This window comes from Enterococcus sp. AZ050 (assembly GCF_051715085.1).
Lineage (GTDB): Bacteria > Bacillota > Bacilli > Lactobacillales > Enterococcaceae > Enterococcus > Enterococcus faecalis.
Window position 1 is genome coordinate 1,206,161 of the sequence record NZ_JBIOTC010000001.1, and the last position, 23,853, is coordinate 1,230,013.

General features: G+C 35.8%; 20 protein-coding genes and 1 pseudogene. 4 read left to right on the plus strand and 17 right to left on the minus strand.

From position 1 onward, the window contains the following. Positions 1 to 95: 95 nt before the first annotated feature. The 4 genes from mgtE to IGJ04_RS05870 are packed head-to-tail and all read right to left on the minus strand — an operon-like array spanning position 96 to position 3,873. Positions 96 to 1,457: a magnesium transporter gene (mgtE, locus tag IGJ04_RS05855; RefSeq protein ID WP_002362548.1), complete on the minus strand. Its 1,362-nt coding sequence runs from the start codon at positions 1,455 to 1,457 to the stop codon at positions 96 to 98. A 30-nt stretch (positions 1,458 to 1,487) separates the two neighbouring features. Beyond that, a complete protein-coding gene (locus IGJ04_RS05860) occupies positions 1,488 to 2,381 on the minus strand; it encodes an RluA family pseudouridine synthase (RefSeq protein WP_070415740.1) in 894 nt (297 codons plus the stop codon). 7 nt (positions 2,382 to 2,388) lie between these two features. Next, entirely contained in the window at positions 2,389 to 3,186 is a 798-nt protein-coding gene (locus tag IGJ04_RS05865) for an NAD kinase (protein ID WP_002356486.1), read from the minus strand. Between the two features lie 12 nt (positions 3,187 to 3,198). Next, positions 3,199 to 3,873, minus strand: a complete 675-nt coding sequence (locus IGJ04_RS05870; protein ID WP_002356484.1) for a GTP pyrophosphokinase — start codon at positions 3,871 to 3,873, stop codon at positions 3,199 to 3,201. A 196-nt stretch (positions 3,874 to 4,069) separates the two neighbouring features. On the opposite strand from IGJ04_RS05870, the gene IGJ04_RS05875 reads away from it, so the two are divergent. Both IGJ04_RS05875 and IGJ04_RS05880 read left to right on the plus strand, forming a co-directional pair. Then, on the plus strand, positions 4,070 to 4,648 hold the full coding sequence (locus IGJ04_RS05875; RefSeq protein ID WP_070415741.1) for a CYTH domain-containing protein: 579 nt from the start codon (positions 4,070 to 4,072) through the stop codon (positions 4,646 to 4,648). 63 nt (positions 4,649 to 4,711) lie between these two features. Continuing rightward, on the plus strand, positions 4,712 to 5,371 hold the full coding sequence (locus IGJ04_RS05880; RefSeq protein ID WP_002356482.1) for a ClpXP adapter SpxH family protein: 660 nt from the start codon (positions 4,712 to 4,714) through the stop codon (positions 5,369 to 5,371). A 577-nt stretch (positions 5,372 to 5,948) separates the two neighbouring features. On the opposite strand, the gene IGJ04_RS05885 is transcribed toward IGJ04_RS05880, so the two are convergent. The 6 genes and pseudogenes from IGJ04_RS05885 to spxA all read right to left on the minus strand — a co-directional run bounded on the left by IGJ04_RS05885 (position 5,949) and on the right by spxA (position 13,283). Then, entirely contained in the window at positions 5,949 to 6,887 is a 939-nt protein-coding gene (locus IGJ04_RS05885) for a glycosyltransferase family 2 protein (RefSeq protein WP_002376017.1), read from the minus strand. Beyond that, complete coding sequence (locus IGJ04_RS05890; protein WP_010707214.1) at positions 6,853 to 8,427, minus strand: hypothetical protein; 1,575 nt, start codon at positions 8,425 to 8,427, stop codon at positions 6,853 to 6,855. The genes IGJ04_RS05885 and IGJ04_RS05890 overlap by 35 nt, the downstream gene beginning before the upstream one ends. Before the next feature lie 327 nt (positions 8,428 to 8,754). After that, positions 8,755 to 10,566: an oligoendopeptidase F gene (gene pepF, locus IGJ04_RS05895; RefSeq protein ID WP_002356480.1), complete on the minus strand. Its 1,812-nt coding sequence runs from the start codon at positions 10,564 to 10,566 to the stop codon at positions 8,755 to 8,757. 47 nt (positions 10,567 to 10,613) lie between these two features. Next, positions 10,614 to 11,792: pseudogene (locus IGJ04_RS05900) on the minus strand (competence protein CoiA). An 87-nt stretch (positions 11,793 to 11,879) separates the two neighbouring features. Then, positions 11,880 to 12,542, minus strand: coding sequence for an adaptor protein MecA (locus IGJ04_RS05905; protein WP_033598513.1), 663 nt, complete (start codon positions 12,540 to 12,542; stop codon positions 11,880 to 11,882). Between the two features lie 342 nt (positions 12,543 to 12,884). Next, the gene (gene spxA, locus IGJ04_RS05910) at positions 12,885 to 13,283 is read right to left on the minus strand and encodes a transcriptional regulator SpxA (protein WP_002356477.1); all 399 of its coding nucleotides are present in this window, start codon (positions 13,281 to 13,283) and stop codon (positions 12,885 to 12,887) included. A gap of 359 nt (positions 13,284 to 13,642) precedes the next feature. On the opposite strand from spxA, the gene trpS reads away from it, so the two are divergent. Beyond that, positions 13,643 to 14,653, plus strand: coding sequence for a tryptophan--tRNA ligase (gene trpS, locus IGJ04_RS05915; RefSeq protein WP_096397943.1), 1,011 nt, complete (start codon positions 13,643 to 13,645; stop codon positions 14,651 to 14,653). Between the two features lie 42 nt (positions 14,654 to 14,695). Here the strand turns inward: trpS and IGJ04_RS05920 are convergent, their stop codons facing one another. Next, on the minus strand, positions 14,696 to 16,411 hold the full coding sequence (locus IGJ04_RS05920) for an ABC transporter ATP-binding protein (protein ID WP_438840041.1): 1,716 nt from the start codon (positions 16,409 to 16,411) through the stop codon (positions 14,696 to 14,698). Positions 16,412 to 16,738: 327 nt separating this feature from the next. Here IGJ04_RS05920 and IGJ04_RS05925 point away from each other — a divergent pair, with 327 nt between their 5' ends. Next, a complete protein-coding gene (locus IGJ04_RS05925) occupies positions 16,739 to 17,452 on the plus strand; it encodes an HAD family hydrolase (protein WP_002356474.1) in 714 nt (237 codons plus the stop codon). Positions 17,453 to 17,487: 35 nt separating this feature from the next. Here IGJ04_RS05925 and elrE read toward each other — a convergent pair whose 3' ends face one another. The 6 genes from elrE to elrR all read right to left on the minus strand — a co-directional run bounded on the left by elrE (position 17,488) and on the right by elrR (position 23,826). Beyond that, complete coding sequence (elrE, locus tag IGJ04_RS05930) at positions 17,488 to 18,513, minus strand: transmembrane protein ElrE (RefSeq protein WP_002376547.1); 1,026 nt, start codon at positions 18,511 to 18,513, stop codon at positions 17,488 to 17,490. A 74-nt stretch (positions 18,514 to 18,587) separates the two neighbouring features. Next, positions 18,588 to 19,364 (minus strand): WxL domain-containing protein ElrD, encoded by a 777-nt coding sequence (elrD, locus tag IGJ04_RS05935; protein WP_002362542.1) that lies wholly within the window; start codon positions 19,362 to 19,364, stop codon positions 18,588 to 18,590. Between the two features lie 39 nt (positions 19,365 to 19,403). After that, positions 19,404 to 20,186, minus strand: coding sequence for a WxL domain-containing protein ElrC (gene elrC, locus IGJ04_RS05940; protein WP_002362540.1), 783 nt, complete (start codon positions 20,184 to 20,186; stop codon positions 19,404 to 19,406). Position 20,187: 1 nt separating this feature from the next. Beyond that, positions 20,188 to 20,556 carry an LPXTG anchor domain-containing protein ElrB gene (gene elrB / locus IGJ04_RS05945; protein WP_002356469.1) on the minus strand — a complete coding sequence of 123 codons (369 nt, stop codon included), beginning with the start codon at positions 20,554 to 20,556 and terminating at the stop codon, positions 20,188 to 20,190. Positions 20,557 to 20,559: 3 nt separating this feature from the next. Next, positions 20,560 to 22,731 (minus strand): enterococcal leucine-rich protein ElrA, encoded by a 2,172-nt coding sequence (elrA, locus tag IGJ04_RS05950; protein ID WP_002384095.1) that lies wholly within the window; start codon positions 22,729 to 22,731, stop codon positions 20,560 to 20,562. A gap of 189 nt (positions 22,732 to 22,920) precedes the next feature. After that, positions 22,921 to 23,826, minus strand: a complete 906-nt coding sequence (gene elrR, locus IGJ04_RS05955) for an Rgg family transcriptional regulator ElrR (RefSeq protein ID WP_016618104.1) — start codon at positions 23,824 to 23,826, stop codon at positions 22,921 to 22,923. Between the last annotated feature and the right edge of the window lie 27 nt (positions 23,827 to 23,853).

The window sequence follows — 23,853 nt, forward strand, 5'->3', positions numbered from 1 at the left end:
GGTAGCCGTCGTATTAACGGCTATCTCACTTTTTTGATTTCAAGCAAACCAACGAATCCTTTTACCTCAGTCTCATGATAAATAAGTGCAATTTTTTAAACAAAATAACGCATAAACATGCTGGCAATATTGAAATAAATTAATACACTGGTTAAATCACTTAAGGTAGTAATAAACGGACCACTGGCAACTGCGGGATCAAACCCTAATTTATCCATTAACATCGGGATTAAACTCCCTGCTAAATTCGCCACAGTAATTGCACAGAGCATTGCCATCCCAATCACAAATCCAAGCGGAAGATTATGTTGCCACACGCCAACCACAATCATAATGGTTAAACCTGTCACAGCCCCCGTCACTAGTCCCGTGAGTACTTCACTTAAGATTAAGCGACCAAAATTACTATCCTTTTCATCTTTCATAGCCAAACGGCGTACCGCGACCGCCAATGATTGTGTCCCGGCATTGCCGGCTGTTCCGGTAATTAAAGAAATAAAAACGGCTAAAATACTCGCTTCGCTAACTAACGACTCATAATTACTGATTAACGAGGCCGTAGACATCCCTAAAAACAGCAGCGTAATTAACCAAGGTAATCGTTTAGAAGCGGCTTTTAAAGGGTTCTCACTAACTTCTTCAACGTCGACCCCGGCTAAACCAGAGTAGTCGCTAGCGGCTTCATCATCGATAACATCAATAATATCATCAACTGTTACAATCCCCAACAAATGATCATCATAATCTGTAACTGGCACAGCTAAGAAGTCATAGTCACGAATTGTTTGCGCGACATCTTCTTGGTCATCGCCAACATGAACTGAAATAACCCGTTCATTCAAAATATCAGCAATCAAGGTATCATCATCATTAACAATTAAATCCCGCAACGAAATAACGCCGACTAAATGATTTTCTTGGTCGACTACGTAAACGTAATAGATTGTTTCCGCCATGTCCGCTTGATTCTTTAAGACGTACATCGCAGAACGCACTGTTTGATTCGCCACAATCGAAACAAATTCGGTGGTCATAATCGCCCCAGCAGTTTCATCTTCGTAATGAAGTAACTCTTTAATTTCGCCTGCTTCTTCACTACTTAACAAACTAAGATATTTCGCCTTTTGACTTTTGTCTAACATATTTAGTAAATCCACCGCATTATCGGTATACATCTCAGCTAACATATCGGCTGCATAACTTGGGCGCATTTCAGCTAAATAATCTTTCATATTCTCATTATCTTCTTCGATAACATCAAACATATCCGCTAGTTCTTTCGGAGATAGGTAATTGTATAAATGTTGTCGGTCTTTTTCATCTAACGATTGGTAAAATTGTCCTTGTTCATAAATGTGTAACGCTAAAAATAGCTCACGAAATTCGTTCATTTGTTGATTTTTTAGCGTTTCTAAAAGAAGGGCAAATTGCTCTTCCATTTCTTGGCCTTCATTCATCTTACACTTTCCCCTCCTGCCTCTTTATTATTATAACGTATCATCTACACTTTTCATATCCTCCGCTAGTGGGGAAATCAGATGAACCGTTTCTTTGGTAAAAGGATGAGTAAAAATTAGTTCCATGCAATGCAACGCTTGCCGCTCAATTCCTTGATCCATCTCTCCATGATACATCTCATCCCCTAATAATGAACAGCCAATTGCTTCAAAATGTACCCGAATTTGATGTGTTCGTCCTGTATGGAGCTGAATGCGCACAGCTGCTGCTTGGGCTCCTCTTTTTGCGAGCCAATATTCTGTACTAGCAAATTGACCTGTTTCGATAACTTGGCGTTTTAATAAAGAGGACAAGTCGCGCCCAATTGGCTTTTCAATCAATTGATGCTCGTTTAACTGCTCAATCGCTCCACCAACAAGGGCATAATAAATTTTTGTCACCTTTTTTTCTCGTAATTCTTGGTCAATTAAAGCATGAGCAAAGCCGTGTTTCGCAAATAACATCAGCCCAGAAGTATCTCGATCTAAACGAGTCACGACATGAATAACTTGATTCACGTAATTTTGACGCTTGTAATAGCCCTTAACACGATTCGCCATCGTTCCTGAAGGATGATACTGAGCAGGTATCGAGGCAATGCCAGCGGGCTTATTAACTACTAAAAAATGATCATCTTCAAACACAATTTCAATCGGTTCATCATCTGTTAATAATGTCTCATGTTCCGCTTCATCTGGAATCGTCATTTTAACGACATCGCCAGTTTGTAAAGGATAGATGGCATTTTGAGCGGTCCCATTCACTTGAATTTTACCACCCTGAAATTTCACCTTAGCTAATAACCCTTTTGAAACGCCTTGTTCCTTTAAAAAATATTTCACTTGTTGTGTTGTTTCTTTGTCATATGTCCATTGAAATTCCATCGTTTAATTAATCCTCACCAATAAAGGCATCTTTCACTCGATGCCAAAAATGCATGTGCCGATAAGAGGCAAAATGAATCCGTTCGTCTGCAATTCGATAGCAGACGGAAGCGATATTTTCTTGATAAATATCTAATTGGTCCACCGTGACAAAATAATCATCACTTTCCTGTAATTTAATCTCCAGCCACTCCGTATGTGCGATTACAATCGGTGACCCCAATGTTCGAAAGACACGATTGTTTAAGGAGGCGATTTCGGTTAACTGAAACGCATTAATGCTAGGATGCAAAACAGCCCCACCAATACTTTTATTATACGCAGTAGAGCCGGTTGGGGTCGAAATCGACAACCCATCACCACGAAATCGTTCAAACAGTTCGTCTTTAATAAACACATCGCCCACCATCGTCCGGTTTCCTCGTTTAATTGTTGATTCATTCAATGCTAAAAAATGTTTATCTGGTTTCCCATCTCTAAACCGAATCCGCACATCTAATAATGGATAACTCGTACTTTTTTCACGATGAATACACAAACTCTCAACTAGTTCTTTTAATTCATAATCACGCCAATCTGTATAGAAACCCAAGTGTCCGGTATGTACACCTAAGAAACTTACTTCGTTTAACAGATGATTAAATCGATGAAAAGCGGAAAGAAGCGTACCATCTCCGCCGACTGAAATCACAAGTTCAGGTTGACGATTGTCTATTTGAATTTGGTTTTGCTCTAATAGTGTTGTCAGTTGTTTTGTGACTTGTTTCGATTTTTCTTCCGAGTTATGAACAATCGCCACTTTCATAAGCAGACTCCTTTACTGATTTTCTGGTGTTTCGTTTTTAATTTGCTTATAGTATTCGTTTTCTAGCAATCCACGGCCATGAGAGAAGTAATGTTGTGCTTCTTGAATTTCTTCACGAATAGATGACATTTCTTCATCTAATAAATAGGCTGCCTCTGCCGCTCGCTGAAGGCGTTCTTTCATTTCTTCAGGAAAGACACCTTGATATTTATAATTCAAAGAATGTTCAATCGTTGCCCAAAAATTCATGGAAAGTGTCCGAATTTGGATTTCGGCCAAAATAATCTTTTCCCCAGTGACTAATTGCACAGGATATTCCACCACCACATGGTACGAACGATAACCACTTTCTTTTTTATTTTCAATGTAGTCCCGTTCTTCCACAATTTTTAAGTCTTTACGATTTCTTAAAAGTGCGACTACCTGGTAAATGTCTTCCACAAATTGGCACATAATCCGCAAACCAGCAATGTCTTGCATTTCTTCTTCAATCCGATTTAAAGGAATATGCCGAATAGCCGTCTTGGTCAAAATACTATCTACTGGTTTCACACGTCCTGTAACGAATTCAATTGGTATGTGTTTATCTTGCTCCCGAAATTGTTTACGAATACCTCGTAGTTTTACTTTTAATTCGCTGACCGCCTGTTCATATGGCGCTAAAAACAGCTCCCACTCTCGTTCCATGGTAGATCCCTCAATTTCCTTGAATTTCATTCACTGATTATTTTACCACAGTCCTCCCTAAAATAGGGTGTTATTCGCTATTTGATTTCCAAACGCCTTTCATTAGAAAAATTTTTCACAGAGAAGACCACTTTTCTTGACGGAAACCTATATAATATGTGAAAATTGGAGTGATTTAAGAAAGAGAGAGAACCCCATGAGTGAGCACTTAGAAATTGAATTTAAAACATTAGTTAGTCCACAAGATTTCAATCGATTAATCGACCATTTTGCTATTCAAAAAACGGACTTTTTTACGCAAACAAATCATTATTTTGATACGGACGATTTTCAATTAAAAGCACAACGAATGGGCTTAAGAATTCGCGTATTAGCAGATCGTGGTGAGTTAACCTTAAAAGTTCCTGCGCCAGAAGGATTATTAGAAATCAATGACCCTTTATCGCTTGAGACGGCGAACCACTTTATCAAGAGGAATCACCTCCCTACTGAGGGGGCTGTGGCGAAGAAATTACAAGAATTAGGTATTGAAATCGCCTCGATCCATTTAATTGGTTCATTAAAAACAGCACGTGCAGAAAAACAAATTCCTCAAGGACTACTTGCGTTAGACGAAAGTTGGTATAACCAACAGCACGATTTTGAATTAGAGTTAGAAGTTACTGAAGCTGAAAGCGGCAAGCAAGCGTTTCAAACATTAATGGCTGATTTGAACATTCCCATTACGCTTGCACCTAACAAGATTCAGCGCATGATGCGGACCACTGCCCCTTAGTATTCGAAGCACTGACGTTCTGGCACCTGTATTTGAAAAAGCATGGCATTGGAGGAAGTATGAATGGTTGAAATTTATTTGTTCGTCAATCCTTTAGGCGGCGTCTGTTTAGAAATTGAAAAAGAAATTATACAATTGTCTGTTAACGACAAGAAGAAAATACAATTGCGCTTTATTCCTTTATTAAACATGAAAACGATCAATGAATTTTTGAGTCGTCAACATATTCCGATTAATGACATTAAACGACGGAATCGAATTTTTGAAGATTTATACTCAGCCGCTCTTGACTATAAAGCAGCACAGTTACAAGGCCGAAAAAAAGGCCGACAATTGTTGATTGGCTTACAAAAAGCAGTAGCTGAAGACGGTCTAGCTTACTCTCCTGAGTTATCAGAAGAACTACTTCTAGCGGCCGGCGGGGATATTGATATGTATCGTAAAGACCGACAATCCGATTTTGTCAAAGAATCTTTCCAAACCGACCAAAAAGTTGCTCGAGAAATGGGGATTAAACAACATCCTACCGCAGTCGTTTACAACTATACTTGCGAGAACGATTTCGGCATTTTAGTCGAAAATTTTGAAAACATGGATGAAATTAAACAACTATGTCGTGTCCATCCACATAACGAACCGTTGCTGGACCAAGGTGACGCAACCTTTGAATTTAAACGTCGCTCCAATTATCATTTTCCAAATGGACATTTACATTTATTATAAAAAAGAAGGACCATATAGCTGTATAATACGCCTCCAAAATTAGAACAAAAATCTAACTTTGGAGGCGTATTTAAACTAGCAAAATATGATTATGCATTCAAGAACAAAGTAGTAAAAGCTTATCAAAATGGAGAAAAGATGCTATCAAACACTGGACAAAGCAATTTAATATCTCTTCATATTCCACTGTACAAGAATGAGTCAAAATAGTAGAAAAATTTAATTTTAAGGTCCTTCATCAAAAAACTGCCAACGGATACACCTGAATTTAAGCATTCGAAACATAATCAAAACGGAACATCCTAATTAAGAATGATGCTCTAGCTGAATCCTTTTCTTGATTTGTTTAATGATAAAGTTTTGTCCTTTCCATATTGCTAAACACTCGAATATAAAAGCGATTCTTGACAAAAGAAATTAATAAATTGATTTCCTCTAATTATCAGCGAAGCAAAACGAAACTTCGGTTCAGTGTTCAATACTGTAAACGGTTCATTTCATAAAAATACCGGCCAGATTTCTCCAGCCGGTATTCGAGCTCAATTTTGTATTTTACTAAAAAATTCTATTTTTTAATTTAGACTTCTTCTTCAATAATAAAACGTGGTCGCCCCTTAACTTCGGAATAAATTTTACCAATATATTCGCCCACAATAGACAGACTGATTAATTGAATTCCCCCTAAAAACCAGATACTGATGATAAGAGAAGACCAACCAGCTTCAACATTTCCTGTAAAATGTTGTATTAAACTATAAATCATATAAAAGATACCAATTAATAAAGTAATAAACCCTATGTTTCTAACCATTTTTATTGGTACAATTGAAAAGGAAGTAATGCCTTCCATAGCAAAATTAAGCATTTTTTTTAGCGGATATTTTGACTCACCAGCTACTCGAATATTTCTTGAATAATAAACTTTTGTACTAGGAAATCCAACTAATGGAACCATCCCTCTTAAAAATAAGTTTTCTTCTTTAAAAGTTAGTAATACCTTAGTCGCTCGATTGCTCATCAAACGAAAATCTGCATGGTTTGGTACGGTATTCACACCTAGTTTATTCATAAATGAATAAAACATTTCTGCAGTTTTTCTTTTGAACGCGGTATCTGTATCACGGTTACTACGAACGCCATAAACAACATCGTTTCCATCATGATAAGCATCAATCATTCCCTCAATTGCCTCGACATCATCTTGTAAATCTGCATCAATCGTAACAATCATATCTGCAAATTGAACCGCTGTCGTCATACCAGCTAAAAGTGCATTTTGGTGACCAAAGTTGCGACTAAATTTAAGACCTTTAAAATGTTCTTCTTGTTCAGATAGTCTTTTAATAATAGCCCATGTTTTATCTTTACTACCATCATCCACAAACAAAATGGAACTTTCTGTACTTACTTTATTCTTAGCAATCATTCGTTTTAAAAAATCCAACAATACCTTGCTGGAAATAGGTAGTACTTCCTCTTCATTATAACATGGTACTACTATAAAAAGTTTTGACATTTTCTTTTTTCCTCCTATTAGTTGCTGTTAACACACTTTCCCATCCAATTGCTGAAAGTAAATAGAAAAATGGTAAAAATTGAATTAAATAGCGTGAGCGACCACCTTCAAATAATAGTAGAAACATCATAGCTCCAATAATAGTAAGCTTTATGATTAATTCTTTTTCATCTATTTTTTTCATATTAAATGAACATCCAGTAATAAACATACCTATTATGGTTATTAGCCACATAATCTGCATATAAAGTTTCATGAATGACGTCCATTTACCTACTTGAAAATAATTGTCTTGTAAAAATATTTTAAACCTTGATCTATTAGAATCGCGGTCGAGTTCCATAGGTCGTGGTCCATAATCTTTCCAATCAAAATCTCCAGCGGCTGTATTATAATATTGCTTATTCAATAAAAACTTTGTATATCCTATCGGTCCATAATCTTTTAGTCTTTTTTTTATGACTTTAATATTGTAGTCCTTTTTATCCTGATATTTTTTTTGACTACTAGTCGCATTAGAATCGGATAAGTTATATCCTCCGTTGCCTTTTAATCCCATCATCATCCAATGAGTCATTGGATACTGTTCATTTTTATTGAATTCAATCGTTGTTTGTGTACTTCTATAAATAGAGAAACTACTGATTGTACCAAACATAAAAATAAAAGCAATAAGAATATTCAATACCTTCGCTAAATTTATTGGTTGTATTTTCTTCTGTAAACAATCAATAAATTTAACAATACTCCAAGCAATGATAAATATGATTGCAGATGGCTTAATTAGATATAATATTGCACAACAAATGCCTAACATCATACTAAAAAGTAAGCTATTTTGTTTTTTTGTGTTAATAAACGAATACAAAAACATACTAAAAGACACAATTGTGAATGCTCCTATATCTGTGTACGGAACAATAATTAACGGAGATAACGCTAAACTAAGAATCGACAAATAAAATACTAAATAAGCAATCATATGAGAAAATAACCGTTTGGTAGCGGTATATAAGAAAAAGAAACCTAAATCAATAAACACCGTACTACATAATTGCCAAAATAGCCACGTATTACCTATACCATCTACAAAAATATTAGCTATTTTTGTTATTCCTAACATCACAAAAAAGAAAAATGCATTATTAGGATATCTCGAAAGATACGCATCCATGGGTTGATTTTTTGTTACTCCCAAAAATATCACTTTGACATCCCAACCAATGGGGGCTGATATAGTACTCACAAGAATGAATTGTAATAATATAGTAATCGCAACAATTAAAATTGTAATAACTTTTATATTCTTTCTAATATAATCCTTAATTTGTTTCAAAAAAAATAAAAAATAATTTCTAACGTTACTTGATATGATAATACAGACAATAAAACAAACTAATGCTAATCCTAAAACAAGTGATGCACCCTTTAAGTTTGCTATATTGAAATACGGATGTCGTATAACTCCAAAAAGTGTAATTAAGATTGCTAAAGTAAAAATAAAGTTAATAGACTTGTATAGAAAATTCTTAATATTCATCTCTTCTTCCTTCCAAAAAAATTACTGTATATTTTAACATAAGCAAAAACAGACAGCTTAAAATATAAAATCTCAGCTGTCTGTTAATTATATCATATTTATTTTGCAAAAAAATTTAATATGGGTAAATTTAAACTTATAAAAAATTAATTATTTTAGAACGCTTTTTATTTAATAATCTTCTCATAAAATACAGACAATAGAATTTAACACTTTATTTGATAGTTGAAACAGAAGCATTTCATTTTGATAAAACAAAGATAGAATCTCTATTCACTTATCAAGTTTCTAACATTTCTTAACTTAAACTTTAGTTTCTAATCCTTGTTATAATTTTTCAACCAAAGCTTCTAATTCCGTTAAACGTTCTTCAAAAACTTTCATTGCATCTTCGATATACGCGGCTTGTGTCATATCCACGCCCGCTTTTTTCATCACTTCAATTGGGAAGTCACTACTTCCTGCTTTCAAGTAGTTAAGGTAGTTCTCTAAAGCTCCCTCTTCTCCAGCTAAAATATGTTTAGACAATGCCGAAGCGGCTGAGAAGCCAGTTGCATATTGATAAACATAGTAATTGTAATAAAAATGTGGAATTCTCGCCCATTCGTAACTGATTTCTTCGTCTCTAACTACTTCTGGTCCATAATATTTAGCATTGAGCTCGCCATAATACTCACTCAAATATTCACTCGTTAATGGCGTGCCCTTAGCATCTTCCGTGTGAATAAAATGTTCAAATTCCGCAAATTGCGTTTGACGGAAAATGGTTCCCTTAAAGCCGTCTAAATAGTGATTTAAGACATACGCACGTACTTTAGGATCTGTTTCTGTTTGTAATAAATATTCTGTTAAAATATTTTCATTTGTGGTTGAAGCAATCTCAGCTAAGAAAATTGAATAGTCGCCATAAACATACGGCTGATTATTTCTTGTATAGTAACTATGAACACTATGGCCCATCTCATGGACTAATGTAAATAGTTGATCCAAACTATCATGCCAATTCATTAAAATGTATGGGGCTGTATCATAAGCTCCTGAAGAATATGCGCCGCTTCGTTTTCCTTGATTTTCAATCACATCAATCCAACGACTTGAAAAAGCTTCTTTGACAATAGATAGATAGTCTTCACCTAGTGGTTTTAAAGCCTCAATTGCTTTTTCTTTTGCTTCTTCATAGCTGTAACGAATTGGTGCTTCACCTAGCAAAGGCGCATACAAGTCGTACATGTGTAATTCTTCTACGTTTAATAATTTTTTTCTTAATTTTACATAACGATGTAGCAAAGGTAAATGTTTATTTACTACAGCTACTAATGTTTCGTGAACACTTTCAGGAATATGATTACTTGCTAAAGAGGCTGCCCGAGCAGAATCATAATTTCTAATTTTTGCTTTATAGTTATGTGTTTTAACATGTGCACCTAAAGTTGAGGCTAATGTATTTCTAAATTGTTTGTATACTTTGTACAAACCTTTAAATGCTGCTTCACGAACAGATGGATCGACACTTTCCATTAATTGACCATAAACGCCATGAGAAAGTTGAATTGTTTCGCCTTCAGCATTTTGCACAGTTGGAAATTCTAAGTCTGCATTATTTAAAATTGAAAATGTATTACTTGAGGCACCAAAAATTTCACTAGCCCCCGCCAGTAAAGCTTCTTGTTCCATCGATAAAACATGGGGACGTTCATCTAAAATATTTTGAATATAGTGACGATAAACAGCTAATTTCGGCTGCTCTTCAAAATATCCCCAGATTTGTTCATCACTTAATGTTAAAACCTCTGGGTCAAACCAAGAAACAGCTTCACTAACTTGTGCATATAAAGAACTAGCTCTGGCATATAAAGCTTGGTAAGCTGTATTTGTAGTGTCTTGATCATTTTTTAAATGAGAATAGACATATAATGTTTCCACTTTTCGATAGACATCTAAAACGTATTCTAACGCAGCTAGAAAAGCTTCTGCACCATTCCCTAAGGTTCCTTTAAATGATTCTGCTTGATTTAGCTCTTCTGTCAACTGATTATACGCAACATCAAAAGCAGCATCATCTTTAAAAATTTTGGTTAAATCCCAAGTTAATGGAGTTGGAACTTCATCACGTGTTGGTAATTGTTTAATTTCGCTCATAGTTTACTCTCCTTTAAGAAACGTTTTACTCATTATACTATCATAATTTAACACGTGTGACTAAAAAAATGTTGTTTTTTCACTTTTTTTAGCCAATGAATGAGCTTTTCAGGATCTTCTCTTAGGAAAATACTAGTTATTAGGTACTTATTGTTTACTTTAATTAACACATAACATTCTTGTAACCAGCTCACTAAGCTATTCCCCACGATTTTAAAAAGCTTTTTTAAGCCAATATTCGGCAGTGGCTGCCAAACAAAGTTCCCTTCTTCCAAAAAAATAGCTTCCAAGATACGCCATAGTTCCTGTTTGGTCACTAAACGCTCTTCTTCGGTTTTTAGTGCTTCCCAAACAAGCATTTTTAAATGAATATCTTCTTCAGAAGAAGGTAATAGCTTCAATCCAGGATAGTAAAACCAAGGAGGTAACTGGAGAAGGTGACAACCTTTCGTATATAAAAAGCTCTGTGTTCTAAGCAACTGAGCATTTCTGTAACCAAGTTGTTGCGTCAATTTTTGATAATAATCATGCATCAATTGACCAGTGTGCCGTCTATTTGGCAGTAAATTTAAATTAGCGGTCGGTAGTCGGAAGATTTCTAGTAATTTTTTTTCGTAAAAATCCCATGATTGTTTTCTTCTATAAAATTGTTGACATTGACTCTCTTCAATATGACAAAGTAATTCTATTCGTTCTTGCTTCTTATTGGCCGTCCATAAATAAAATCCCAAGGACTCCGAAAAGTAAAGGAATTGTTTCGTTAATTGCGTGAGCTTGTCTTTAGGCACTAATCGTTCACCTAAAATCCAAACAACTTGATAGCCATGAGCTTGATAAGTCTCCGTCCGTTCCACCAAACGTTAAATTGGCAATGGACTACATTGAATTTCAATGGCTATCTTCCCAATGAGTAAATCTGAGCGTTGCTTCAAGGTGGGTAAGTATGCCTCAACTTGAAAGGACAGCTTTTCGCGTAAACACTTTTCCGCAAAAAGCTGCTTCAAGCGGAGGTGTTCTTCTGTTTCAGCTTCTGCTTCGTACCAACAACTATTCTTTTTACGATGAGCAAAATGGGGTATTTTAATGGGGCCTGCCTTCAAAATGACCGATTGATGACACATTGGACACACAAAAGCTTGTTCGCTTCGTATCTGTGTTAATTCATCAATCGAGCAATCGATTAAAGAAAATAATTCTTGGTTGTCTGCCGTTAAAGCTGTTAACATGATTTTCACCTCTCATAAATAAACTACGCAAAGTTTCTTAATTTTCATTAAAAAAAAGCAAAAACCCGAAAGTTTTTGCTTTTTTGCTTAATCATTAAAGTAATAACGTGTTAATTCCAACGCACTGCGTTCCATAATACAAGTGCCATATTCGACTAAAGTATCATGAGTGACAGTTGTTTTATGAGCAAATTCTAAAATCTGTGCAATTTCATTGTCAACATTTGTTTTTTCTAATTCATCGGTTAAGAACAAAACTTGTAAGTAATAACGATCGTTGTACGTGTATAAGTTAGTCAAAACAGATTGCATGAAGACTTCTTTGGATAATTGGATCATCGCTTCAAAATTATCTAATTCAAAGATTACATTTCTGTTTGTTTCATCTGTGGCTTCCATCTCATCAAGTTCATCGGCGGCTGCTTTGTCTGCTTCAATTTGTTTGCGAATTAATTCGCTAACATCTGCATTGACTTCGCTCAGACCTTCTAAGGAAGACAAGTCGTCCATAGCGACATTTTTACTAATAAACAGTTCTAAACCATCATTTTTAGGCAAGACTTGGAAAGTGACTGCTTCACTACCTTGGAATTCATCTTCGACATCAACTTCTTCTAAAATACTATAAAAGAAATTTTCAACATCTTTGTGGTTTCCTAGTAAGTCAAGAAAAGTAATCCCTCTATCCGCCAGGTCTTCGTTGCCAATTAACACACGAATCGTATTTTCATTAATATGTTCCATTTCCATAGCGCTACACCTCTCTTTGCTTCAATCAGGAAACTTCTTACGTTCATTGTAGCGAAAACTACACAAAAGTAAAGTGGAAAGTCTATAAATCCTCGAAAACTAGCGAACGTTTTATAAACTTTGAACTTTTTTAACGATTGGTTTTTCGCTCCTTCTACCTCTTCATCTTAACGCAGTCTCTCCAAAAAAGATACTATTTTTCCTTGATCACGTTCTGCCAAATCAAATGAATACAAGTTCTAAATATGTATTAAAAAGCCAGAGATAAAAATCCCTGGCCCTAAATTCATATGAATCGTTCTTTATTACAATTAACAAATAAAGAACAAAATTTTATATTTTTTATAAACCTGCCATTAATTGTGCTTGGCGCAATTCCAGTTGTCGAACATCTCTTGGTAAGAATCGGCGAATTTCATCTTCGTTAAAACCGACTTGTAATCTTTTCTCATCAATCATAATTGGCCGACGCAACAATCCAGGGTTTTCTTGAACCAACTCTAATAAATCTTGAAGTGGAAGCTCGTCCAAATCCATATTTAATTTTTGGAAAACTTTAGAGCGAGTAGAGATAATCTCTTCTGTTCCATCTTCTGTCATGATTAAAATTGCTTTTAATTCCTCAATATTTAAAGGTTCAGAAAAAATATTTCTTTCTTTAAAAGGAATTTCGTGCTCTTGCAACCAGGCTCTAGCCTTACGACATGACGTGCAACTTGGGGAAGTATAAAGTGTCAACATTGTGCATCACTCCTTTTCGCGAATCATCGCGTTTCTGAAACAGGGAACTGTACTGTTCCTCTATTTAAAACCAGTATACCTAATTTCTAATAAAAATACTAGGGGTTTTTAAACATTTTTTATTAACTTTGTTTATTTTTCCTTCATTACATCCGTGTAAAATTAGGGTTAATTTTTATGAAATTTTATGGATATTCGTTATGATTCTGTAAAAAAGTAATACAGTTTTCTATTTTTATGGTTGCTGTTATAATTTACTTCTCTTGGTGATTTTTCAAGAAGTTCCCATGTATTTTTTTCTAATAAAATGTATAATAGAACTATTCACTATCTTAAGTCTAAAGTCAGGTGGTTATTTAATGAAAACAATTTTTTCTGGTATTCAGCCCAGTGGTACTCCGACAATCGGAAATTACATTGGTGCAATGAAACAATTTATCGAATTACAAAATGAATACAATTGTTATTTTTGTATTGTGGATGAACATGCCATTACCGTTCCCCAAGAACCGCAAAAGCTACGCCAGCAAATTCGTAGCTTAGCAGCTCTTTACCTAGCGGTTGGTTTAGACCCACAAAAAGCAACAATTTTCATACAGTCTGAAGTGAGTGCCCATGCAGAAGCTGGTTGGATCATTCAGTGCAATACTTCTATTGGTGAGTTAGAGCGAATGACACAATTTAAAGATAAATCTCAAAAAAATGGTCGTGCTGGCGTAAGCGCTGGTCTTTTAACATACCCTCCATTAATGGTTGGTGATATCGTGTTGTACAACGCTGACTTAGTGCCAGTCGGAGATGATCAAAAACAACACTTAGAATTAACACGTGATTTTGTGGAACGCTTCAACAAACGTTACGCCCAAAAAAATCAAGAAATTTTAACGATGCCTGAAGTAAAAATCGCTGAGCAAGGTAGTCGAATTATGAGCTTACAAGAACCAACGAAAAAGATGAGTAAGTCTGATACAAATGTGAAGGGCTTTATTTCAATGCTTGATGAGCCAGCAGTGATTCGCAAAAAAATCCGCTCTGCTGTAACTGATTCAACTGGTGTAATTGAATATAATAAAGAAGAAAAACCTGGCATTACTAACTTACTAAATATTTATTCTGCTGCGACAGGTCAAACTGTTGAGGAACTTGTTCAAGTATACGAAGGCAAAGGCTATGGAGACTTCAAAGCAGATTTAGCAGAAGCAGTAGTTGCCTTATTAGAACCTATTCAAGTGCGCTACCAAGAGCTTCTAGCTTCAGAAGAATTAGATATGATTTTAGATGAGGGTGCAGAAAACGCTCGCCAGGTAGCCAACAAAACACTTCAACGAATGAAAAATGCTGTTGGTTTGGGAAGAAAAGTTCGGCGCTAACTAAACATAATAAAAACCCGCGAAGTTTTATTCGCGGGTTTTTTATGTTCTAAATTGAGCATCGTACAAGCGACGATAGTGACCTCTTTGCGCGTACAAAGTTTCATGTGTCCCATCTTCTAAAATTCCTTGGTCACTCACTACGATTATTCGATCAGCATGTTTAATCGTTGCCAGTCTGTGGGCAATAATTAATGTTGTTCGCCCGTCAGCTAACGAGTTTAATGACTCTTGAATCACTTGCTCTGTTTCTGTATCTAATGCAGAAGTCGCTTCATCTAGAATTAAAATCGGCGGGTTCTTCAAGAACATTCGCGCAATTGCCACTCGCTGCTTTTGACCGCCCGATAATTTCACGCCACGTTCGCCAATAATTGTGTCCAAGCCATCTGGCATTAGCTGAATTACATGTTCTAAATGTGCTAATTTCACCGCTTGTTGAATGTCCATTTCTGTAGCGTTTAAATTCCCATAAGCAATGTTTTCTCGTAATGTTCCAGGGAATAAAAACACATCTTGTTGAACGATTCCAATCTGCTTACGTAATGAAGCCAAGGTCATTTGCTGGATATTTCTACCATCGATCGTAATTTCACCACTACTGACTTCATAAAAACGAGGTAACAGATTGCACAAGGTCGTTTTTCCTGAACCACTTTGGCCAACGAAAGCAACGGTTTCACCAGGTTGAATTTTTAAATTGATATGGTCTAAAACTTTTGTGCCATCTTCATAAGCAAATGAAACATCTTTATAGGCAATCGTTCCTTCTAAATGCGAAACAGCAACAGCTCCTGGCAAATCTTTGATGGACGGTTGTTTGTCCATTTCTTCCGTAAAACGTTTAAAACCAGCAAATCCTTTGGGATAACTTTCAATCATATTGTTGACTTTTTCAATCGGCCGAATAAAAATATTGGCTAATAAAATAAATCCTACAAACTGACCTTCTGTAATTTCTCCTTTAATTGTATAATACGCACCAAAAATTAATGAAAATAAATTTATCAGACGAATTAATAAGTAATTATAGGCGGAACTGACACCCATCACCTTATAAAAATATAATTTCGATTTTCGATACATTTGATTTAAATAATTAAACTGTTTTCGTTCAAATGGTTCATTTGCAAAAGATTGCGTGACACGTATCCCACTTACTGACGCTTCAATCCCAGCATTAAATTCACCTAAATTATCGTAAATATCCGTATTCGCTTTTGTCATTTTCTTATTAAAATAACCTAGCGCAATCGTGATAAATGGCAATAAAATAAACGTAGCGATGGCTAATTTCACGTGAATGGTTAACATTAATAAAAAAGAACCTGCTAACGTCATAACCGTAATAAAGACGTCTTCTGGACCATGATGCGCCACTTCCGAAATTTCAAAAAGATCAGTGGTCAAACGGCTCATTAATTTCCCTGTTTTTTGATTATCATAATACTCAAACGGTTGTGTTTGAAGATGTTGATATAATTCTTCACGCATATCTGTTTCAATATTCACGCCTAACATATGACCAAAATAAACCACAATAAATTGTAAAAACGTATTGATTATATAAAATGCAAATAAGCCCGCACTAGCTAATGCAATGAGGCGAAAATCTCCTTTTGGCATAATCTTATCAATTACTTGGTTGACTGCTACTGGAAAAGCCAACTCTAACAGCCCCGCAAAAACGGCACACCCAAAATCCAAAATAAATAATCCACGATACGGCCGATAATACCCAAAAAAACGCTTTAACATAACTCCCTAACTCTCCCCCTTCATTCTCATTCATTATACGGAAAAAGACTGTCTCTTGCAAAATTCTAACTTCTATCAGAACACGTGTTATTTAAGTAACTTTGACTCAAAATCATTTTCACAAACTTTTCATTATCAGAATATTTTTTCATTTATCGTTTCCATTTTTTCGGTAAAAATAACTATAATTGTCTTTTCCCGCAAGGCTTTGATTTCTGTGCAAAACCTTGAAATACAGTGAAAAATACTCTATTTATTTGTGAAAATATCGGCTACAATATAACATATGAAAAGTTTTGTAAAAAAGTTAAGAGGTGCACTTGTTAAATGAGAACCATTGTTTTTGATGTTGATGACACGCTGTACGATCAGCAACAACCCTTTCGAAATGCGATGACTAAAATTTTCCCGAACGTTGCGACAGAGGATATGCATGAATTGTATCTTCGTTTTAGACACCACAGCGATGAAACGTTTCCGAAAGTTTTAGCCAATGAATGGTCCCTAGATTTCATGCGGTTTTTCCGGATGAATGAAACATTAAAGGATCTAAACTATCCAGGAATTTCACAAGAAGAAGGAAAAATTTTCCAACAAGTTTATGAAGAAGAATTGGATAATATTACGATGCATCCAGAAGTTACTAAGCTTCTTGATACTTTACAAGAAAAGGAAATTCCGATGGGGATTATTACAAATGGTCCAACAGACCATCAATTTAAAAAAGTTAAACAATTGAATCTTGAAAAATGGGTTCCAAGCCAAAATATCATTATTTCTCAAAGTACGGGTTTTCAAAAACCTGAAAAGGAAATTTTTGATTTAGCCTGTAATCAATTTTGTATGGAACCTGAACATACTTTATATGTTGGTGATAGTTATGACAATGATATTGTAGGCGCACGTAATGGTGGCTGGCATTCTCTTTGGTTTAACCACCGCTCTCGTGAACTACCAAGTTGCCAACCTGCATCACACCTTGCAGAAGTCACTTGTTTCACTGAACTTTGTCCGACTGTGGAGAAATTATTTAATCTTTAAAAAAAGCCGCTCTTCAAATTGAAGAGCGGCTTTTTTTATTTATTTTTTTGTTTTTTCAGACGTAAAATGATGAACAGGCAAATTATCAGTAAAAGGATCAATAAACCGATTAAGAGATAAATAAGTTTAGATTCCGTTTTTTTGACGGTTACATCTTTCTCATTAAATGTTTTTGCTTCCTCTTTTGAGATCGTAAATTCTTTCGTAAATTGCCATTTTTTTCCTGAGCCTTCCACAGTCATTGCCAATACATACGTTCCAGCTTCCATTTCATTTTCTTCATAAGGAATAGGGAAATTAAAAATTGAATTGGGCGCCATTTGCATATCTTCTTGTTCTTTCTCTAAAATAACGTTATTTGTTTTCTTATTTTTAACATTTGCCGTTACTTTCATTGATTGAAGATAGGCTGCTTCATGGTTTAGCAGTGTTGCAGAAATAACACTACGCGCATTTCTTTGCGTCGGTTCAACTTTCTCTAAAGACAATTCAGGTTGTACAACTGTTTCATTTTCTCGAAGTAAAACAGCTACTGTATAGGCATAGCGATTTTCAATTGCTAAGCCGTTTGTATTTTCTTTTTGCTTGTCTTTCGTTTCATCGACTTTTTCACTAAACGTGATCCCGCCCGCTAGTTGCCCTGAAAACTCTTCTTTAGGCATCTTCACTCGCAATTCAACTACTTTTTCACTTTTAGCAGGCAATTCAACACTCTCACCGCCGTCTTTCAGTTGAATGATTTCTGATAAATCTGCTGGTGCAGATTTATCTAAAGCTGTCAACGACTCACCATATTCAATCACTCCGTTGCTGTTTGTTGTGGCCGACTTCACACTAACATCAATCACTAAATTTTCATCTGTACTATTGGCCGCTCGAACTTTCAAAATTTGTTCTTGGTCTGGTTTCATCATTAAATCAAAATATGTTTTTGTTTTATCTATTTGGTTTTCTGGAATTTCTGTTTCAACACTAAATCGTAATTCTGCTGCTGAGGTTTCAATCCCAAAAGCAAAGAAATAAAAACTTAGGATCATCAGAATAAAATATCTATTTTTCATTTCGCTCTACACTCCATTTCTATGTAAAGGAGAAAGGCTGAGTTCCCCTCTTCCTTTCTCCAAAAAGGTTCTTTTTATACTGGCGTATTAGCTAATGTCCAAGTAATTGTTGTTTTGTAGGCATCGTTTAATTTAACTGATTTACCTGGCACTTTTAATTGAACATCTTTCATTACTTGACGGCCGTCAACTTCAGCAATTGAACTAGCATTGCCGTATAAGTATGACCATTTCCCAGCACCTTGATCTGTTGCGGCTACCATCACGTTATGACTTTCACCAACTGTACCAAAAGTTACGCTCGCTAAACTTGTTGGTGCAGCGCTTTGTCCTGCTGTCACAGCTGAAGCATTCTGAAAGACAATTTCAGTTCCTTCAAGTGTCTGACCTTTTGTAGCAGAAGTAAATGCAGAATTTTGTTTTGCAGATAAAGTCCAGCCTTCTAAAGTTCCACGATTATCTGTAATTTGAGCAAATAATGGACCCGTTTTTTCAACATTATTTTTATCTTTTAAAACTTGTGCTGATGCAAAATAGATTTCATCTTTTGTGCTGATGATATTTTCACCAAAGTTTAAACTTGAAGCATAGTCCAAGGTTAAGGGGCCTGTAGAACCTTCATCAACTGGTTTGTCAGGATTTACTGGGTCGATAGGTGTCACAGGATCTTTGCCGTCTTTGTCTTCTGGATCCACTACAGGATTTTTGCTGTTGGGGTCTTTTTCATCTGGTGCTTTAAATTTTACAATAGCATCTGTGTCGCGATTAGCCACTTCCTCTGCTTGAACTGGTAGTGTGCCTACCGCGATGGTTGCTAAAATTAAGCTGCTTGCGATGGTCATTTTTTTCATGTTAGTGCTCCTTCTCTTCTATTGTTATAGTTTCAATAATTATACGCTTGGTAAATCAGCGATTGTCCATGTTAAAACAGTTTTGTATTGAACAGCATCTTTTGGTGTTGCTCCTGGTACAGTTAATGTGATCGCTGTATTTTTATCTACGCTTTCACCGTCAACTTCCACTTTTTCAATCCCACCGAACGCACTAAGCCAAGTTCCAGAACCTTGACCTTCAGCGGCAGACATCACATTTGATGAATCGCCAGCTACTAAAGTTACTTCATGCGCAGTTGGTGTGACTGCTTTGGAATTAGACACTGCTTTGTTTTGACTTAATTTAATTTCTGAACCGTCTAAAACTTTATTTAATGTTTCTTTTGTCGCTGTTAATTGTGTTTCTTGTTTAACTGTTAAGGCCCAACCGGCATTCGTTCCGCGTTTGTCGGAAATTTGTACATAATTTGGTTTAGGATTAGTCAAATCAGGACCAGAACCGTCTGCCAAGAAAAAGTATTGTGGATTTGCATAATATTTTTCATCTTTATTTGAAATTTTATTTTTGCCAAAGTCTAAACTAGAAGCATAATCGATACTTAGTGGACCAGTTGTTCCTTCATTTGGCTTATTACCAGTGTCTGGTGTCGTTGGGTCAAAGGGTTCAACAGGTTTTTCGGTATCTGGATTCACTGGATCGACAGGTTTGTTGATAGAGGTATCCGGCGTAAATTCTACGATGGCATTTGATTCATAGTTTTTTTCTTCTGCATTCACTTCTGGTGCAATAGCCACGCCTAAAGTGATAGCGGGGATTGTTGATAAGATAATTTTTTTCATTTTATTGTTCCTTCTTTCTTTTTTTTAAAATAAAACTAGCCATAAAGATGACTATTATTCCGAGATAATTAAACATTTGTTGCTGTTTAGTACCAGTTCGAGGTAAGAATCCTGAGCCTTTTTGATCAACCGTTTTACTTGTTGAATGCTTCAATGATTCTCCACTCACTGCTGGTATTGCTTCCGACTGCTTGGGGAAACGCTGTGGTATCTTACCATCTGGTTTTTCTTTGTTGGCTGGTGGCTCATACTCGCCATAAAAAGAAACTTCTGCATTTGTCGGATAGGCATTTGTTTCAGCAAATACATCAACTGATGAAATCAATCCTAATAGCAATACACCGCTAACTATTTTTTTGATAAGACTCACCCCCTATTTTGCACTGCCATCAGGTACGTCCATCAAGTGCCAAGTTAGTTTTGCTTCGTATTCTTCTGCTTTGGCCGTCCCTCCAGGAACAGATAATAACAACTCTTGGTCATTTTCTTTCCATTGATCAGAAATATTTGTTTCTTGATGTCCATTGACTTGGTTGTGAACAAGAATCGATTGGCCTTCTGGAATGTCCTGTAAGCGATGGTTGGTTCTAAATTTTAAAATATTCGGCAACGTAGCACCTGATTCAGATTTGAAATCAGAAGTAACGGTTAGTGCAAGCGACCAATTATTCCCTGTTTGACGAGTATCCCGTATCACTAATGGTTGATCCATGGAAACAATTGGATATTGGGTCGTGCTACTAGCGATTTGCAGCTCATTCCCAAAGGAAATCGCTGTGGGTACCGTTTTGAACCTGACAGAGCCAACCACAGTGACTGTTAGCGCTAATTCATCAATCTTGTAGCCTTTATCATAGACTTCCACGACCAACTGCTGTTTTCCATAAGTTAGTTCTGGTAATAACAAGGCTTTTTCCTTAAATGTTTTAGAATTAGTGGTTGTTTCATCTGCTAATTTCTGGATTTCTTGGCCCTCTTTTTTGACAATAAATTGTAATCTATTCCCAGCATCGACATCTTGCCAATAAAAAGGCAGGGCTGTTTTTTGAAAGTCATCAATATCGATTGTTTTTTCCATCGACTTTTCTATACGCTCTTTTGACCAAGATAGTTTCGTTTCACTTAAGAAAACTTCTTTGACAGGTTGGACGACTGTTCCAGAAAAGTTCCCTAAGTATGCTTTATCTGTTGATTCCCAGATATAAGAAACGCCTTCATGAGCTTTGGGTAAATTCCATTCAAACAGTCCTTTTGTGGCATCGTAACTTCCATAAGGGCTAATCGTCAGCGGTGGAAATAGTTGACCATCACGAGATACCACCTTATTTTTTAATTGCAGTGGTTTCCCAGCAATATAATCGACAGAAGATAAGATAATCATTTGATTAGATACATCTAGCCCTGTAATGGCCGTTAAGCCTTTTAACGGACTGATATCTGAAATTTGATTTTCTCCCACATCTAAAACTGTTAGATTGAGTGTTTTCTCTAACGGTGCCAAGGAAGAAATTTGATTGTTTCTTGCATACAGTACACGCAGATTAGGAACAGTGCTTAAAGCTTCCAGACTAGCAATCGTTTGATTCATAATACTCAACTCTTCTAGACGTGGCTTATTCGCCAAGGGCGCAATTGTTTTTAATTGATTATTTTCCACATAAAGACGGAGTAGGTTATTTGCTTCCGTAAGCCCATCTAAAGTAGCAATCTGATTATTGGCAGCCCAAATGGTTTCTAAATTACGAAGAGAACGAAGCGGGTCGAAGGAAGTCACTCGATTATTCGGCGTGATTTTTGACGGATGATCTGTCGTATTTTGGATACTTAAATTTTTTAAAGCAGCCATTCCTTCAAGTCCATTTAATGTCGTTAATTGATTGTTCTCAACATACAAGCCTTCTAAATTAATTAATCCTGCTTGACCTAACGGACTAAGATCAGCTATTTTATTGTTTCTCATATATAAAAAACGTAATAGCTTAAATTCACCTTTAGCAAAAGGACTCAAATCTGTTACATTGAGTGAATCTTGAAAAGATAATTCTTCTAAGTTTCTTAGGTATTGAACTCCTTCCACATTAGAAACAACGACATTTTCTAAAATAACTTTATTCAGTTTATCCAATTCTGCTTGGGTGACAGTATTAGAGGTCCGAGATTTGCTTAACTGTTTTCTGATATTTTCCGCAAAGGCTGGATCAGGAAATAGTGTACTGATAGGCGTCGCTTTATCTAAGACAGCACCTGCGTATAATTGGGGCATCATCAGTTGTGCTTCCGTTATCGCTAGTGCTTCATTTGGCGGCTCTTCACTTGTTTCAACAGTCGTTAACTCTTCTGATTGGGGAATCTCCGAACTACTGGTTGCTGAATTTTGCTCTTCTGCCGATGAAGTTTCTGGAATCTTTTCTTCTGAAACAGATGAAACATTTTCTTCACTGGAGGATGCGATTGTTTCGGTCGTTTCGGCGAAAGTTGTTACAGGAAGTAGCAAACTATTAGCCAAAAGTAAGGCACTAACTGCGGAGATGCACATTTTTTTCATAAACTTCACCTCCTGATATTTTCTTAATTATAGTGAATATCAACTGAAAATGGGTTCAATTACGACAAACTGTCCAAATTAATTTGTATAGACAAGACAAAGAGCGCCAAATAGGGTTTTCTAACCCTATTTGGCGCTCTTTGTCGCTAAACACAACCAGAATGTATTATGACAAATTCTCAATTATGCCTAGTTTTCTTTTATTTCTTTTAAACTATCCTCTATTTTTTCCAATTGCCCAGCAAAAAATTCTTGTTTGGCTTTTGGTAAAAACAATGTGATAGATAAAAGGATTTGTTCTTTAAAGATTGACCAATCTGCGAATATTTCTTCATTGGTTAAAATCATTTCTATTTTTTCTGCTATTTTTTTCCAGAGGATCATTCGCCAGTTATTTTCACCCACTTCATATTCTTTAAACATGCCTAATACATGAAGAATATGGGGAACATTTTGGCTGACAATCGCCGCAAATAAAAAATCAATAATTACTTGCTCGATAATTTCTAGCGAGCGAATATCAATAATTTCCCGCTCATTGACAGATTGTAGCACACGAAAAAGTAACGAAGTTGGAAACGGCTGCAAGCCAACGTTTTTTTGTAATGCTAAAAATTTCAAATTAAAAATAGTATACACATCGGCATTAATTAATCGTTCCAGAATCTGATTTTCTAATGCAATAATTTCCTCTTTTGTCACAACCGTTTGAGGGTTAAAAAGATATTCCAACGCCAACATCGAATACATTACTTCTTGCTTTCCTAAAGCAAAAGACGATTTATCATAATACGCTCGATAATCTGCAACGATTCGACTACTTTCTTGAAAATTTTTACTAAAGATTGCTTGATTAAACTGCTCCTTAGCTAAAACTGTTTTGGACATTGGCGTTAATTTTTCTGTCATTTCCATCGGCGAAATAGACAAGATTTCGACAATAATGGCTAAATCCGAAATACGCAATTCACTATTTCCTTGGACAAAGCGTTGATAACTTCGACTAGAAACACCATTTTCATCAAAGACACGCAGAGGAATATTTTTTCCTTTACGAATCCGTTCAATTTCTTCACCTAGCGGCCGATATTCCATATATTCTTTTTGTTTCAAACGAATTAC

Excerpts from the sequence above, each read along its gene's own strand:
- elrA (WP_002384095.1), bottom strand. The coding sequence starts at position 22,731 with ATGAAAAAAATGTGCATCTCCGCAGTTAGTGCCTTACTTTTGGCTAAT.
- IGJ04_RS05890 (WP_010707214.1), bottom strand. The coding sequence starts at position 8,427 with ATGAATATTAAGAATTTTCTATACAAGTCTATTAACTTTATTTTTACT.
- IGJ04_RS05885 (WP_002376017.1), bottom strand. The coding sequence starts at position 6,887 with ATGTCAAAACTTTTTATAGTAGTACCATGTTATAATGAAGAGGAAGTA.
- mgtE (WP_002362548.1), bottom strand. The coding sequence starts at position 1,457 with ATGAATGAAGGCCAAGAAATGGAAGAGCAATTTGCCCTTCTTTTAGAA.
- IGJ04_RS05870 (WP_002356484.1), bottom strand. The coding sequence starts at position 3,873 with ATGGAACGAGAGTGGGAGCTGTTTTTAGCGCCATATGAACAGGCGGTC.
- IGJ04_RS05865 (WP_002356486.1), bottom strand. The coding sequence starts at position 3,186 with ATGAAAGTGGCGATTGTTCATAACTCGGAAGAAAAATCGAAACAAGTC.
- elrR (WP_016618104.1), bottom strand. The coding sequence starts at position 23,826 with ATGGAATATCGGCCGCTAGGTGAAGAAATTGAACGGATTCGTAAAGGA.
- IGJ04_RS05860 (WP_070415740.1), bottom strand. The coding sequence starts at position 2,381 with ATGGAATTTCAATGGACATATGACAAAGAAACAACACAACAAGTGAAA.
- IGJ04_RS05925 (WP_002356474.1), top strand. The coding sequence starts at position 16,739 with ATGAGAACCATTGTTTTTGATGTTGATGACACGCTGTACGATCAGCAA.
- IGJ04_RS05875 (WP_070415741.1), top strand. The coding sequence starts at position 4,070 with ATGAGTGAGCACTTAGAAATTGAATTTAAAACATTAGTTAGTCCACAA.
- IGJ04_RS05880 (WP_002356482.1), top strand. The coding sequence starts at position 4,712 with ATGGTTGAAATTTATTTGTTCGTCAATCCTTTAGGCGGCGTCTGTTTA.
- spxA (WP_002356477.1), bottom strand. The coding sequence starts at position 13,283 with ATGTTGACACTTTATACTTCCCCAAGTTGCACGTCATGTCGTAAGGCT.
- IGJ04_RS05905 (WP_033598513.1), bottom strand. The coding sequence starts at position 12,542 with ATGGAAATGGAACATATTAATGAAAATACGATTCGTGTGTTAATTGGC.
- pepF (WP_002356480.1), bottom strand. The coding sequence starts at position 10,566 with ATGAGCGAAATTAAACAATTACCAACACGTGATGAAGTTCCAACTCCA.
- trpS (WP_096397943.1), top strand. The coding sequence starts at position 13,643 with ATGAAAACAATTTTTTCTGGTATTCAGCCCAGTGGTACTCCGACAATC.
- IGJ04_RS05920 (WP_438840041.1), bottom strand. The coding sequence starts at position 16,411 with ATGTTAAAGCGTTTTTTTGGGTATTATCGGCCGTATCGTGGATTATTT.
- elrE (WP_002376547.1), bottom strand. The coding sequence starts at position 18,513 with ATGAAAAATAGATATTTTATTCTGATGATCCTAAGTTTTTATTTCTTT.
- elrC (WP_002362540.1), bottom strand. The coding sequence starts at position 20,186 with ATGAAAAAAATTATCTTATCAACAATCCCCGCTATCACTTTAGGCGTG.
- elrD (WP_002362542.1), bottom strand. The coding sequence starts at position 19,364 with ATGAAAAAAATGACCATCGCAAGCAGCTTAATTTTAGCAACCATCGCG.